Raw genomic sequence first — 13,550 nt, 5'->3', positions numbered from 1 at the left:
GGCCAGGCGGTACTCAGCCACTCGTGGCCGGGCGCACCTCGTCCTGCGCGTGCGCGAGGAGCTCGCGCAGCGCCGCCGGGAGGATGGCCATGACATCGTCGATCTCCCCCTGGGAGATGTGGCGCTGCAGGACGCGCGTCACCGCGGTCACCGCGAACGCCGCCTGGGTGCTTCCGAGGTTCGGCGCGGCGCGCTCGACCTCACGCAGGAACCCTGGCACGCCCCGGCCGGCGGACGACCTGGCCCCTGGGTTCCAGCCCTCGTAGTAGATGCCGCGGACCAGCGTGGGCAGTTGCGCCCCCAGTTGGGGTCGTCTCGTCGACCGTGAGGTGGTCGCGCAGCGCGTGGAGCACCCCGCGGAGGGCGGCGTAGGCGTCGTTGCGGTCCTCGACGCCCAGCTCTCCGGCCAGCTCCTTGAGCCAGACGTTGGTGGACTCGACGCTGCGGGCGATGATGGTGATGTCGTCGTGGGACATCGTCTGCTCCTTGATGGTTGTCCGGATCCCTCGTCGATCAGGGGGTCGCGACGATCGGCGCGGTGTCCGGGATGGGCTCCCAGCGGCCTTCCATGGCGCGGGCCACCGCCGGCATCGTCGTGTACTCCATGTCCTGCGCCGGCAGCCGGCTCGGCTCGAACGGGCCCGTGCGTCGCATGTGATCGGCCATCTCCAGCGCGATGCCGCGGGCGCGGTCGAACGAGACGTCGCCGAGCATGTCGCGCGGCCCGACCAGGCAGCCGTCCGCCAACTGGAAGCCCATGCCGACCACGCGCGGCGGACCGTCGAAGCGTGCAGGCGTCGCATCCTGGAGCCCGCACGGCATCAGCGGCCCGTTGTGTGAACCGCGCATCCACCCGGCCACGTAGTACGGGGCCGCGAACGGCTCCAGCACCTCCCCCACCGCCGGCAGCCCGTTCTGGGCGCGCACGATCATGATGGGGTCGTCCTTGCCCACGTATCGCCCGGCGATCAGCGACAGCCGTGACGTCGAGCTCGAGGCCACCGGCTGGTCGGGGTCGTCGCGACGAAACACGTGCTTGACCACGAAGCGGCCCGGCGTGCCGATGTAGACGAGCAGGTCATACATCTGCTCCGGACAGTGGAAGAGCGCCCGCCGCCGGTCGATCAGGTCGTGGACCTCGATCACGAACCCGGCGTGCATCTTGCTGTCGATGACCAGCCCCGCCGTGTTGAACGGGTCGCAGAACATCTTGTACAGGGGCAGGTTCCACGCCCCCGGCGCGCACTTGTCGGCGGCGAAGACGACGAAGGGCTCGGAGACCCGCTCTGCGATCTCCATCTCGGCCACGCCCGGCCCCGCCCCACGGACGTTGCCAGAGAAGGCTTCGGCCAGCAGATCCTGGCCCGCACCGTAGAGATGCAGCTCCTTGGCGATCGCCGTCATCGCCACGAAGGCGTCCCACGCGAAGTGATGGACCACGTCGGCGTCGACGCCGTGATGGTGCGTCATGACCATGTTGACGTCGTCGCCACACGAGCTGACCCTGCCGTCGAGCAGGAGCCCCTGCGCGATCGCCTCACCGATCCGGCGCTCGGCCTCGCCGATCAGGCGCGGATGCACCGCGCCGTGGCCGACGAAGCCTCCGACGTCGGCCTTGATCGCGCTGATCGTGACGATGCTCACCTGCACACCCGACCTTCGGGGTGATCTCGATCCTCGTTCCCCGGGCGCTTGGTCATCTCGCTGGACATGAGGCCGGACCTCCTGGTCGTCGATCGGGAAGCCCGACGCTACGCCCGGCCCTGACGCACGCCATCGGGGTCAGCTGCCCATGGCCGTCCGTACATCTCTCCGACCGCCTGTGGAGATTGCCGGATGCCACGCGCGGTCGTGCGCGGTCGTGCGCGTTCCCTGGGCGTCAACGGCCCTGCAGCCACGGCCCGAGCAGCGGTGCCACCGGTACGACGGCAGCCTGCTCCGGGCGCCTCCGGCTCAGCACCGTGTCGGTGATCCACATCCGTGTGACGCCGAGGTCGAACAGCTCCCGCCAGCCCTCACCCGTGAACAGCCCATGCGTGACGGCGACCCCGATCTGCTGGACTCCCGCGCGCTGCAGCTCGCGACAGCACGAGACGAGCGTGCCGCCCGTGTCCAGGATGTCGTCGACGATCACCGCGCGGGGGCCGGGCGTGCCGACGAGCCCGGCATGCTGGACGCCCGATCGCGTGCGTCGCTTGCGCAGCCAGACGATCGGCTCGGACGCGCCGACGGCGAGCGTGAGGGCCAGGCAGCGGTCCACGGCCCCTTCGTCGGGCGCCACGAACGTCACGTCCGTGCGCCACTGCGGCGGCAGGGCGGCGGCGAGGACGGGAGCCGGGGCGATCGAGGCGACGGGCATCCCGAGCAGCTCGGGAGCGCTGCGACCGTGCACGTCGACGCAGGCGATGCGGTCGATCCCGCCTGCGTGCAGCAGGCTCCCCAGCCAGGCGAGGCCGAGGCTCTGCGCCGTGTCGGCTCGATCCTGCCGTGCATAGGCGAGGTACGGCACGAGGGCGGCGACATCCGCGGCACCGGCCCGGCGCAGGGCCTGGGTGACCACGGTCAGCCGCTCGATCGCGCCGGGCGGTGGCGCGACGGTCGCCACGACGATGCACGATCGCCCGTGGACGTGGTCGGGAACCTCCGCGACCAGCTCGCCGTTGGCGAATCGGCCCGGTGCGCGCAGGGACTCCACCTCGGTGCCCTCGAGGCCGGCGACGAATCGATGCTGTCCCGGAAGGACGAGCACGAGCGGTGCCGAACGCTCGGACGGCGATTTCGGCCCGCGGCTCGTGCCTGCCTCCGGCGTCGTCATCGTGCCGGCACGCTACGGCGCCGGTCGTCCGGCTTCATGCGTAGAACACTGCGGCCGAGGGCCGGAGAAGCCCGCGGCCGCACGGCGGGCCGCGGGCTGCGGGATTGGCGCAAGCTCACCCGCGGCTCTTTCCGGATGTCGCCGGCGACCGGAGAACCTAGGCTCGCCGCCTCACCTCTTCCGGGAAGGAGCCCCCGGCGCGGTTGCACCGCCGTGGACATGGCTCGGCGTCGTTCGCCACGCGCCGAGGACACAAGGAGACGGAATCTCATGCAACGCCCACATCCCGCCCGTACCGGCGCCGTCAACTCGCTGCAGGAGTTGACGATCGATCCCCCTGGTGACGGCCTGCGCTTCGCCGACCGCCATGATGCCGGCCGACGCCTCGCACCGCTGCTCGCCGCCTTCCGCGACGAGCACCCCGTCGTGGTCGGCATGGCGCGTGGTGGCGTACCCGTCGCCGCCGAGGTCGCCGATGCGCTCCGGGCACCGATGGACGTCGTCCTGGTGCGGAAGATCGGCGCGCCCCACCAGCCCGAGTACGCCGTCGGCGCGCTGGCCGAAGGCGGCATCCGCGTCCTCGATGACGCCGCCGTCCGGGCAACTGGGATCGGCGCCGCCGAGCTCCAGGCGGTCATCGACCGTGAGCAGCGGGAGCTCGACGCGCGCCTGGCGCGCTACCGCGGCGACACTCCGCCGCTCGACGTGCGGGGACGCACCGTGCTGCTCGTCGACGACGGCTTGGCGACCGGCCGAAGCGCTCGTGCCGCCGCGCTCTCGCTGCGTGCCCGCGGGGCCGCTCGCATCGTCCTCGCGGTGCCCGTCGCCGCGCCGAGCTCGTTGCGCGGGCTCCTCGACTGCGTCGACGACACCGTGTGCGTGCAGGCCCCCGCCGACCTGTGGGCCGTCGGACTCTGGTACCACGACTTCCGGCCGACCTCCGACCAGGAAGTCACCGCCTTGCTCGACGCGCATCGACCCTCGACGCGCCCCGTCGAGCGCGAGGTCGCCGTCGACGCCGGCCTCCACCTCCTGCTGCCCGGCGACCTCACGCTCCCCCACGCTCCGCGGGGGTCGTCGCCTTTGCGCACGGCTCGGGCTCCAGCCGCCGGAGCCCGCGCAACCGCGCCGTGGCGGCCGCCCTGACCCGCGCCGGCATCGCCACGCTGCTCTTCGATCTCCTCACGCCCGACGAGGAGACCGACCGTCACAACGTGTTCGACATCGCGCTGTTGGCCGAGCGCCTGCTGGCCGCGACGCGCTGGCTGCGCGAGCAGCCCGACACCCACGCGCCGGCGCTCGGGTACTTCGGAGCAAGCACGGGAGCTGCCGCCGCGCTGGTGGCAGCGGCGGACGCCGGCCCGCTGGTCAGCGCCATCGTGTCCCGCGGAGGTCGCCCGGACCTCGCCGGCGCGCGACTGGCCGACGTCACCGCCCCGACGCTGCTGATCGTCGGCGGCGACGACCGGCAGGTGCTGCAACTCAACAGCGAGGCACGCCGGCAGCTGCGCTGCCCCAATGACCTCGCCATTGTTCCCGGCGCCACGCACCTGTTCGAAGAACCGGGCACCTTGGACGCCGTCGGCCGCCTCGCCGGCGACTGGTTCACCCGCCACTTCGCCGGCGCGGCCCCGCCGGTCGCCGGGGCCGTGACCGACCCGAGACCCGCGTGACCGCCCGTAGGTCAGCCGGTCAGCCGCTGGGTCAACATGGCCTTGCACTCCTCGGCCCCGCGTCGGCTGTGGTCCTGCATCCGGCGAAACAGATCGGCGAGCTCGGCGTCGCCGTCGCGCTCGGCGTCGGCCGCGTACCGATCCAGGCGCCAGACATGCTCCAGGCAGAGGTGCGTCACCGCGATCACGTCATACGTCCTGTCCTTGGTGCCGCTGTCCGGGGTCGACGTGGTGGACATGTCGATCTCCTTCGTGGATGGTGGAACCGTCCACGCTAGGCGCGCGGCACGTCGCACGCACCCGGCGCCTTCCCCCGCGTGGATCCGTGCGAAGTACTGAGGAGCCGGCAGACGTGATCGCTCTGCCGGACGCCTGGAGACCAGGATGCGGCCTCGGCGGGTGCGCACCCCGGGCTGTTCGGCGGACCGGCGCCGAGCCGCGCCCTACGTCTTCTCGTCGTCCTCTCTGCTCAACGCCTTCCCGGCGTCCTGGACGACGTCGCGGAGGAACGCGTACTGGGTATGGACCAGCCGGTCGGCCATCTCCATGGCGCCGTCGATGATCCGCTGGCGGCGGGACGGACGCTCGCCGATGGCCGGCAGCGCCTCGTCGACGGTGTCGATGAACTTGCGCACCGCCTCGATGGCGGCCCGCTGCCCGGCCTCGAGGGACTTGAGCACCTCGGCCGAGAGCTCGGAGGTCCGGTCGACCGCTGCGCTCGCCCGCTCGCGATCCTTGGTCTCGGCCTCGTGGCGCTTGCGGGTCTCGGCGCCCTTGCGGGCTGCCGCGCTGCGCTGGGCTGTGGTCTCGGGCATCGGGTCTGCCTCCTTCGGGACATGCCGTCCCGTTCGACCTGCGTTTCGCGGATGGGTCGGCGTCGCGACCACCGCTTCGCCCGACGGTAGGCCAGGGTGCCGGCGATGCCATCGGTGTTGACGCCGTACACGACCTCGGTAGAAACCCCGGAGGTGGCCGGATGCTCGTGCGCGCAGGGACCTGCACGTCGATCAGCCGGTCAGCACCTGGAGCGCAGCGCCGGCGTCCACGACGTCGGCGCGCATGTTGCGTTCCATCATGCGCAGCGCTGCCGCCGCGAGCTGCTCGTCGATGTGGGCGACGGCGTCACGGGGCACCACGAGCTCGAAGTGACGCACGTAGGCGTCCAGTGCCGAGTACAGGATGCACTGCTCGGTGACCTGGCCGACGAGCACGACGCGCTCCACCTCCGCCTGACGCAACAGGTAGTCCAGCTGGGTGGCATAGAACGCCGAGTGGCGAGCCTTGACCAGGAACGGCACGTCGCGCTGCGGTGCGATCGGTTCGACCAGGGCAGGGTCCTCGCCGCCCAGAGCCCAGTCGACCATCGCCTCCCGCCCGACGGTCCAATCCCCGTGGTTGTCGTTGACGTACACCAGCGATGCGCCGGCTGCGCGCGTCTGCTCGATGAGCTCGGCCATCGTCGGCAGGACCGCGCGGACCGAGTCGCGCAACGGCTCAGCGTCCTCGTGGTCGTAGCGGTTGAGCATGTCGACGACCACGAGCGCCGCCTTGCCACTCACGGCGCGAACACCGCGCGCACGCCTCCGTTCTCTCTGTCCTTGCGCATCTCGTACGTCGTCTTGGGCCTGTGTGAGGAGAGCATGGTCCCGACCGAGGTCTCCCAGGCGCGCGCCGGTGCAACCACGCGCGTGCTGGTGACGTCCAGCCACGGACCCGGCAGGCGCGAGAAGGGCGACGCCCCGCCGTCGACGTCGGGCCGGCCGTGGTCAGGCTCCGAGGAGCGCGTTGGCGGCGACCGACAGCGCGACGCCCCGGCCGCGAGCACGGCGACGGCGTGCGCGAGGCGACCCGACCTTGAGGCCGCGGGGCGTGTCGCGCCTGGCGCGGGCGACGACCCGGTGCCCGTCACCGACGAGCCCGACCTCGATGTTCGTGCCTCCGACGTCCACGCCGGCGATCAGCATCCCTAGTCCGCCTTCTCCGCGTGCCCGCCGAACTCCGAACGCATCGCCGAGAGGACCTTGTCGGCGAAGTCGCCCTCGCCGCGAGACGCGAACCGCTCGTAGACCGCGGACGTGATGACCGCGGCCGGGACGCCCGTCTCGACCGCGGCCATCACGGTCCAGCGTCCCTCTCCCGAGTCCGACACGTGCCCGGCGAACCCGTCCAGCGCCGGAGCGCGCGCCAGCGCGTCGGCGGTCAGGTCCATCAACCACGATCCGATGACCGAGCCTCGCCGCCACACCTCGGCGACCTCGCCGACGTCGATGTCGTACTGGTAGGCCGCGGGATCGCGCAGCGGCGTCGTCTCGGCGTCGGACGCCGCCGGGACGTGCCGGCCCATGCCGGCATGCGCGATGATGTTCAGGCCCTCGGCGATCGCGGCCATCATCCCGTACTCGATGCCGTTGTGCACCATCTTGACAAAGTGTCCCGCCCCGCTGGGACCGCAGTGCAGGTACCCCTGCGGCGCCGTGCCGGCCGACCCCGTGCGGCCCGGCGTCGGGTGGGCGCTGGCCTCGCCCGGGGCGATCGTGCGAAAGAGCGGGTTGAGGTGCGCGACCGGACCGGGCTCGCCGCCGATCATCAGGCAGAAGCCGCGATCCACGCCCCACACGCCTCCGCTGGTGCCGCAGTCGACGTGGTGGATGCCCTTCTCCGCCAGCTGCGCCGCGCGCGCGATGTCATCGCGGTAGTAGGAGTTGCCACCGTCGACGACGATGTCGCCCGCGTCGAGCAGCTCGGCGAGCTCGTCGACGGTGGACTGCACGAGGCCCGCAGGGACCATGATCCAGAGCACACGCGGCCGCTCGAGCCCGCCCACCAGCTCCTGGAGCGTCGAGGCCCCGACCACGTCCTGGCCCACGCTCCGCGCAACCGCTTCGGCGTCGACGTCGTAGACGACACAGCGGTGCCCGTCGGCCACCAGCCTCTTCACCAGGCTGGAACCCATCCGTCCCAGCCCGATCATGCCCAGCTGCATGGATGCATCTGTCGTCATTCGCGCCCTGCCTCCGGGCAGGCTCGGGCCGACCGTGCCCGGTCAGCTGGCCGCACGCACGCCGGTGGAGCAGGCCTTGGCGTGGCTGGTGCGCAGGTTGTCCAGGAACACGGCGGAGTCATAGATCCGATCGCCCTGGTCGAAGATCGACAGGTACAGCCGGCGGTTGCCCGGCCTGATTCGCGTCGAGGCGCGCAGCCGGCGGGTGGCGCCGTCGTACGTCGTGCCCTTGGCGTAGGCGGAGCGCATGCTGGTGGCGCCGACCTTGTTGATGCGGATCGGGGAACCGGTCCCGTCGACCGCGAAGTTGTCGGGAGCCTTGATCGTCGGGTCCTGCTTGGTCGCGGCGGTCCACGTGGAGTGCCCGAGCTCGGCGATGAACGCGTCGTTGAAGGCGTCGCCCACGAACTCGGGGTACTCCTCCGACAGGAAGCGGAAGTCGAAGCTCAGGCAGTTGGCGCCCGCCGGGACCCGGAGGTCGACGCGCATGATGACCACGTCCCGTGCGCCGCGGATCGACGGCCCGCGAGACTGCGACCCGCTGTCGGGAGCATTGTTGGGATGGTCAGCCAGGCCTGCGTTGCCGGTGCTGAGGATCGCGAAGCTGCTTCCGTTCGTCGGGAAGCCGGCCAATCGGGTGGTCGACACGGCCGCGGGCTCCGCGCTCGGCGGCAGCGCCGAGAAGACCGCCCGGCGGACCAAGGAGGGATCGCGTGCCATGGCCTTGGCCACCGGGGTCGCCGACGGGTCGACCGGGTACCCGGTGATCTTCGCCGACGCCGGTACCGCAAGGGCCGCTGCGAGCAGCACGCCCGCCCCGGCGGCCGCCGCCGAGCGCCGCGTAGTGAGGGTCCTGTCCATGATGCCGCCGCCTCCCTGAGAACGATGAAGTGGCGTCGGGATCCCCCAAGCGCGACGCCATGGGCCGGGGTCGTCATCCGGATGACGATGGGCACCCTCCGGGCGTCGCGCCTACGAGGCCCGGGTAGGCCGTGGTCCACATGACGACCGTCCGCAGGTCTCCCGCCAAGGCGCACCCAGCGTCATGACCGGTCCGGTGAGGGGTTGGCCCGTCCTCCGCCAGGCCCTGGGGCGTGATCGCACGGCGCGAGGCGCCGCGGCGAAGTCCGCAGCGACGTCGCGACTGCAGCCCCGCACCACGACCGCCGACCGCGTCGTGAAGTCGATCTGCCCCTACTGCGCCGTCGGCTGCGGCCAGGACGTCTACGTCAAGGACGACAAGGTCGTCCAGATCGAGGGCGACCCGGACTCCCCCGTCAGCCGCGGCCGGCTCTGCCCCAAGGGCTCGGCCTCGCTGCAGCTGACGACCGGCGCCGCGCGCGAGCACCACGTCCTGTACCGCAGGCCCCACGGCACCGATTGGGAGGCCCTGGACCTCGACACCGCGATGGACATGATCGCCGACCGCGTCCTCTCCGCTCGTAGGGAGGGCTGGCAGTGGACGGTGGAGGGCAAGGACGTGCGCCGGACGATGGGCTTGGCGACGCTGGGCGGCGCGACCCTCGACAACGAGGAGAACTACCTCATCAAGAAGCTCATGACCGCGCTGGGGGTCATCCAGGTCGAGAACCAGGCACGGGTCTGCCACTCCTCGACCGTCGCAGCGCTCGGGACCTCCTTCGGTCGCGGGGGCGCCACAACCTTCCCGCGCGACCTGACCAACTCCGACTGCATCGTCATCCAGGGCTCGAACATGGCCGAGGCCCACCCGGTCGCCTTCCAGTGGGTGACCGAGGCCAAGGCGCGCGGCGCGACGATCATCCACGTCGACCCGCGCTTCAGCCGCACCACCGCACTCGCCGATTTCCACGTCCCGACGCGAGCCGGCACCGACATCGCGTTCCTGGGCGGCATCATCAATCACGTCCTCACCGAGGGGCGCCACTTCCGCGAGTACGTCGAGGCCTACACCAACGCCGCGGCGATCATCGACGAGGATTTCCAGGACACCGAGGACCTCGACGGCCTGTTCTCCGGATTCCAGCCGGAGACCCACTCCTACGACTACACCAGCTGGCAGTACGACGGCGCACTGGTGCAGGCGGCCTCAGGCGAGCGTGACAGCGATCCCGCCGCGTCGCAGCGGCGCGAGTCGGTCACGTCGTCGGGCCACGGCGAGTCCCACGGCTCGGGCGGCCACGACGTCCCCGATCCCAAGACCGATCCGACGCTCCAGGATCCGCGATGCGTCTGGCAGATCCTCAAACGCCACTACGCGCGCTACACGCCGGAGATGGTGGAGCGGACCTGCGGCGTGCCACAACCCCTGTTCCGCAGGGTCTGCGACGCGGTATGCGACAACTCGGGCCGCGACAGGACCACCGCGTTCGTCTACGCGGTCGGTTGGACGCAGCACACCGCCGGCGTCCAGTACATCCGTGCCGCCTCGATCCTGCAACTGCTGCTGGGCAACATCGGGCGGCCGGGCGGCGGGATCATGGCGATGCGCGGTCACGCAAGCATCCAGGGCTCCAGCGACATCCCGACGCTCTATGACCTGCTGCCGGGCTACCTTCCGATGCCCCACGCTCACGAGCACGAGGACCTCGACACCTACGTCCAGGCTGACGAGGCGCGCAAAGGCTTCTGGGGCAACATGGGGTCCTACACCGTCAGCCTGCTCAAGGCGTGGTTCGGCGACGCGGCGACCAGGGACAACGACTTCTGCTTCGGTCTCCTACCGAGACTGACGGGCGGGCACAGCACCTACGACACGGTGATCGAGCAGCTCGAGGGCCGCTGTAAGGGGTACATGCTGCTCGGGGAGAACCCGGCCGTCGGCTCGGCCAACGTGCGGCTGCAACGCCAGGGCATGGCCAACCTCGACTGGCTGGTCGTCCGCGACTTCTCGCTGATCGAGAGCGCGACGTGGTGGAAGGACGGTCCCGAGGTCGAATCCGGTGAGTTGCGCACCGAGGACAACGCCACCGAGGTCTTCTTCCTCCCCGCCGCCTCGCACACCGAGAAGAGCGGGACGTTCACCAATACCCAGCGTCTGCTGCAGTGGCACCACGCCGCAGTCGAGCCCGCCGGCGATGCCCGCAGCGATCTGTGGTTCATGTACCACTTGGGTCGGCGCATTCGCGAGAAGCTGGCCGGATCCAACGACCCGATCGATGAGCCCGTGCTCGCGTTGACCTGGGACTACCCGACCCATGGCCCCCTCGCAGAGCCGAGCGCCGAGGCGATCCTGGCCGAGATCAACGGCTACGACGGCGACGGCCGGCCCATCTCCAGCTACACCCAGCTCGCAAACGACGGCTCGACGAGCTGCGGCTGCTGGATCTACGCCGGCGTCTACGCCGACGGCGTCAACCAGGCGGCGCGCCGCAAGCCGGTCGGCGAGCAGGACTGGATCGCCCCGGAGTGGGGCTGGGCGTGGCCCGCGAACCGCCGGATCCTCTACAACCGCGCCTCGGCCGACCCCGACGGCGCGCCGTGGAGCGCGCGCAAGGCGCTGCTGCGGTGGGACGAGGAGGAGGGGACGTGGACCGGTCCCGACGTCCCGGACTTCGAGGCCGACAAGCGCCCCGACTACCGGCCGGCCGAGGACGCGGTCGGGCCGGCCGCGATCGCCGGCGACGAGCCGTTCATCATGCAGGCCGACGGCCGTGGCTGGCTGTACGTGCCCGCGGGGCTGACCGACGGGCCGTTGCCCGCGCATTACGAGGCGCAGGACTCACCGGTGCAGAACCCGCTCTACGGCCAGCAACGCAACCCCGTGCGCAAGACCTATCCGCGCAAGGGCAACCGCTACCACCCCAGCGGCGACGAGCCGGGCGCCGGCGTCTTCCCCTACATCATCACCACCTACCGCCTGACCGAGCACTTCACCGCCGGCGGCATGAGCCGCTGGACCCCGTATCTCGCCGAGCTGCAGCCCGAGATGTTCTGCGAGGTCTCGCCCGAGCTCGCCGGTGAACGCGACCTCGTCCACGGCGACTGGGCGACGGTCATCACGGCCCGTGGGGCCGTCGAGGCCCGCGTGCTCGTCACCCAACGGATGCGGCCACTGGAGATCGGCGGGCCCCCGGCCCGGACCATCCACACGATCGGGATGCCGTGGCACTGGGGTCCCAACGGCTATTCCCGAGGTGACGCGATGAACGAGCTGACCGCGATCTCCCTGGACCCCAACGTGCACATCCAGGAGGACAAGGCGCTCACCGCCGACATCCGCCCGGGCCGTCGGCCGCGTGGCGCCGAGCGCCGCGAACTCGTCGACGACTACATCAGGCGCGCCGGGATCGACGACCAGACCGGATCCCGGCCATGAGCGACTTCACGCTCCCCGTCCACCACGATGGCGCGGACCCGGCGCGCGACACCGGCTACGTCGACCCGCCGCCGCGAATGGGGTTCTTCACCGACACCTCGATCTGCATCGGCTGCAAGGCGTGCGAGGTGGCGTGCAAGGAGTGGAACGAGGTCCCGGAGGACGGCCTGGAGTGGACCGGGATGTCCTTCGACAACACCCAGGGCCTCAGCGCCGACAGCTGGCGCCACGTCGCCTTCATCGAGCAGCCGGCCGTCGCCGAGGACGGCAAGGACTTCCGCTGGCTGATGGCCAGCGACGTGTGCAAGCACTGCACCCATGCCGCGTGCCTCGACGTCTGCCCCACCGGTGCCCTGTTCCGGACCGAGTTCGGGACGGTCGTGGTGCAGGACGACGTCTGCAACGGCTGCGGCTACTGCGTCCCGGCGTGCCCCTACGGCGTTGTCGCCATTCGCGAGTCCGACGGCGGGGCCCACAAGTGCACGCTCTGCTACGACCGTCTCGAGGTCGGTCAGGAGCCGGCGTGTGCGAAGGCGTGCCCGACGGACTCGATCCAGTTCGGCGAGCTCGAGACGCTGCGCGCCCGGGCGGGCGAGCGGGTCGAGGCGCTGCACGCCGCCGGCGTGGAGGAGGCGCAGCTTTACGGCCATGATCCGGAGGACGGTGTCGGCGGCGACGGCGCGTTCTTCCTGCTGTTGGACGAGCCCGAGGTGTACGGGTTGCCGCCGGACCCGGTGGTGACGACGCGCGACCTGGCCTCGATGTGGCGCCACGCGGGCGCGGCGGCGGGCGCGCTGGTCCTCGTGGTCGGCGCGTCGTTCCTCGGAGGGCGGTCCCGGTGAGCCCGCGCCGACGGCGCGAGCCGGAGTTCATCTCCTACTACGGTCGCCCGATCCTCAACGAGCCCGTCTGGGCGGCCACCGACATCGCCGGCTACTTCTTCCTCGGCGGCATGGCGGGCGCGTCCTCGCTGCTGGCGGCGGGCGCCGAGCTCACGGACCGGCCGGCGCTCGCCCGCGCGAGCAAGGTCGGCGCGCTGGGCGCGATCTCGCTGTCGTTGGTCGCGCTGGTGCACGATCTCGGCCGTCCCGCCCGGTTCCTGAACATGTTGCGCGTCTTCAAGCCGACCTCGCCGATGAGCGTCGGCGTCTGGGTGCTCGGCGCCTACGCACCGGCCGCCGGCATCGCGGCCGCCAGCGACCTGACCGGCATCGCGCGTCCCGCGGGGCGCGCGGCGGCCGCCGGCGCGGCCGCCCTCGGCCCCGTCGTCGCGTCCTACACCTCGGTGCTGATGTGCAACACCGCGATCCCCGCGTGGCACGAGGGGTACCGCGAGATGCCCTTCGTCTTCGTCGCCTCGGCCGCAAGCGCCGCGGCAGGGCTCGCGCTGGTCGCCGTTCCCTGCGACCAGGCCGGTCCGGCGCGCACCCTCGCGGTGGCCGGTGCTGTCGGCGAGCTCGCCGCGTCGCACCGGCTCACGTCCAGGCTCGGCCTGGTCGCCGACACCTATGACACCGGTCGCGCGGGCACGTTGATCAAGGCAGCCAAGGTGATGACGGCGGCCGGCGCCGTGCTCGGCGCCACCGCGGGCCGCCGCACCCGCCCCGCCTCGATGGTCGCCGGGGCCGCGCTGCTGGCCGCCTCGGCCTGCACGCGCTTCGGCATCTTCGCCGCGGGTGTCGCCTCGGCGCGTGACCCCAAGTACGTCGTCGCGCCGCAACGAGAGCGACGTGCCTCCGCGACGCCGGCGGCCTGACCCGCGGC

14 protein-coding genes and 1 pseudogene are annotated in these 13,550 nt (G+C 71.5%); 5 read left to right on the top strand and 10 right to left on the bottom strand.

The window, feature by feature from the left end; translation table 11 throughout:
• Window positions 1-13: 13 nt before the first annotated feature.
• From FSW04_RS27850 to prs, 4 genes are all read right to left on the bottom strand, one after another.
• Window positions 14-271 carry a DUF2267 domain-containing protein gene (locus tag FSW04_RS27850; protein WP_267128335.1) on the bottom strand — a complete coding sequence of 86 codons (258 nt, stop codon included), beginning with the start codon at window positions 269-271 and terminating at the stop codon, window positions 14-16.
• Window positions 201-476, bottom strand: coding sequence for a DUF2267 domain-containing protein (locus FSW04_RS27845; protein WP_267128221.1), 276 nt, complete (start codon window positions 474-476; stop codon window positions 201-203). Before FSW04_RS27845 ends, FSW04_RS27850 begins: the two co-directional genes overlap by 71 nt.
• Before the next feature lie 37 nt (window positions 477-513).
• Window positions 514-1,638 carry a fructose-1,6-bisphosphate aldolase/phosphatase gene (gene fbp, locus FSW04_RS12465; RefSeq protein WP_146923704.1) on the bottom strand — a complete coding sequence of 375 codons (1,125 nt, stop codon included), beginning with the start codon at window positions 1,636-1,638 and terminating at the stop codon, window positions 514-516.
• 241 nt (window positions 1,639-1,879) lie between these two features.
• Window positions 1,880-2,815 carry a ribose-phosphate diphosphokinase gene (gene prs / locus FSW04_RS12460; protein ID WP_146919683.1) on the bottom strand — a complete coding sequence of 312 codons (936 nt, stop codon included), beginning with the start codon at window positions 2,813-2,815 and terminating at the stop codon, window positions 1,880-1,882.
• 348 nt (window positions 2,816-3,163) lie between these two features.
• Between prs and FSW04_RS28480 the strand changes: the two are divergent.
• Window positions 3,164-4,488 (top strand): annotated as a pseudogene (locus FSW04_RS28480) (phosphoribosyltransferase family protein).
• Window positions 4,489-4,499: 11 nt separating this feature from the next.
• Here the strand turns inward: FSW04_RS28480 and FSW04_RS12450 are convergent.
• The 6 genes from FSW04_RS12450 to FSW04_RS25965 all read right to left on the bottom strand — a co-directional run bounded on the left by FSW04_RS12450 (window position 4,500) and on the right by FSW04_RS25965 (window position 8,062).
• On the bottom strand, window positions 4,500-4,727 hold the full coding sequence (locus FSW04_RS12450; protein ID WP_146919682.1) for a hypothetical protein: 228 nt from the start codon (window positions 4,725-4,727) through the stop codon (window positions 4,500-4,502).
• A gap of 204 nt (window positions 4,728-4,931) precedes the next feature.
• A complete protein-coding gene (locus FSW04_RS12445; RefSeq protein ID WP_187369464.1) occupies window positions 4,932-5,303 on the bottom strand; it encodes a hypothetical protein in 372 nt (123 codons plus the stop codon).
• 192 nt (window positions 5,304-5,495) lie between these two features.
• Window positions 5,496-6,047, bottom strand: coding sequence for a cysteine hydrolase family protein (locus FSW04_RS12440; protein WP_228431196.1), 552 nt, complete (start codon window positions 6,045-6,047; stop codon window positions 5,496-5,498).
• Between the two features lie 207 nt (window positions 6,048-6,254).
• Window positions 6,255-6,452: a hypothetical protein gene (locus FSW04_RS12435; RefSeq protein ID WP_146919679.1), complete on the bottom strand. Its 198-nt coding sequence runs from the start codon at window positions 6,450-6,452 to the stop codon at window positions 6,255-6,257.
• A 2-nt stretch (window positions 6,453-6,454) separates the two neighbouring features.
• Complete coding sequence (gene gnd / locus FSW04_RS12430) at window positions 6,455-7,471, bottom strand: phosphogluconate dehydrogenase (NAD(+)-dependent, decarboxylating) (RefSeq protein ID WP_187369463.1); 1,017 nt, start codon at window positions 7,469-7,471, stop codon at window positions 6,455-6,457.
• 60 nt (window positions 7,472-7,531) lie between these two features.
• Complete coding sequence (locus FSW04_RS25965) at window positions 7,532-8,062, bottom strand: choice-of-anchor L domain-containing protein (protein WP_267128333.1); 531 nt, start codon at window positions 8,060-8,062, stop codon at window positions 7,532-7,534.
• On the opposite strand from FSW04_RS25965, the gene FSW04_RS27115 reads away from it, so the two are divergent.
• The 4 genes from FSW04_RS27115 (at window position 7,977) to nrfD (ending at window position 13,542) form a co-directional block, all read left to right on the top strand.
• A complete protein-coding gene (locus FSW04_RS27115; protein WP_146919673.1) occupies window positions 7,977-8,369 on the top strand; it encodes a hypothetical protein in 393 nt (130 codons plus the stop codon). The genes FSW04_RS25965 and FSW04_RS27115 overlap by 86 nt on opposite strands.
• A gap of 165 nt (window positions 8,370-8,534) precedes the next feature.
• Window positions 8,535-11,786 carry a formate dehydrogenase gene (gene fdh, locus FSW04_RS12415; RefSeq protein WP_146919671.1) on the top strand — a complete coding sequence of 1,084 codons (3,252 nt, stop codon included), beginning with the start codon at window positions 8,535-8,537 and terminating at the stop codon, window positions 11,784-11,786.
• Window positions 11,783-12,628, top strand: a complete 846-nt coding sequence (locus FSW04_RS12410) for a 4Fe-4S dicluster domain-containing protein (RefSeq protein ID WP_146919669.1) — start codon at window positions 11,783-11,785, stop codon at window positions 12,626-12,628. Before fdh ends, FSW04_RS12410 begins: the two co-directional genes overlap by 4 nt.
• Window positions 12,550-13,542 carry an NrfD/PsrC family molybdoenzyme membrane anchor subunit gene (gene nrfD, locus FSW04_RS12405; RefSeq protein ID WP_146919667.1) on the top strand — a complete coding sequence of 331 codons (993 nt, stop codon included), beginning with the start codon at window positions 12,550-12,552 and terminating at the stop codon, window positions 13,540-13,542. The genes FSW04_RS12410 and nrfD overlap by 79 nt, the downstream gene beginning before the upstream one ends.
• Window positions 13,543-13,550 lie beyond the last annotated feature (8 nt).

The sequence above is a fragment of the Baekduia soli genome (genome assembly GCF_007970665.1).
GTDB lineage: Bacteria > Actinomycetota > Thermoleophilia > Solirubrobacterales > Solirubrobacteraceae > Baekduia > Baekduia soli.
The sequence above is the reverse complement of the archived record's forward strand: the minus strand, read 5'-3'. Positions and strand labels throughout refer to the sequence as shown.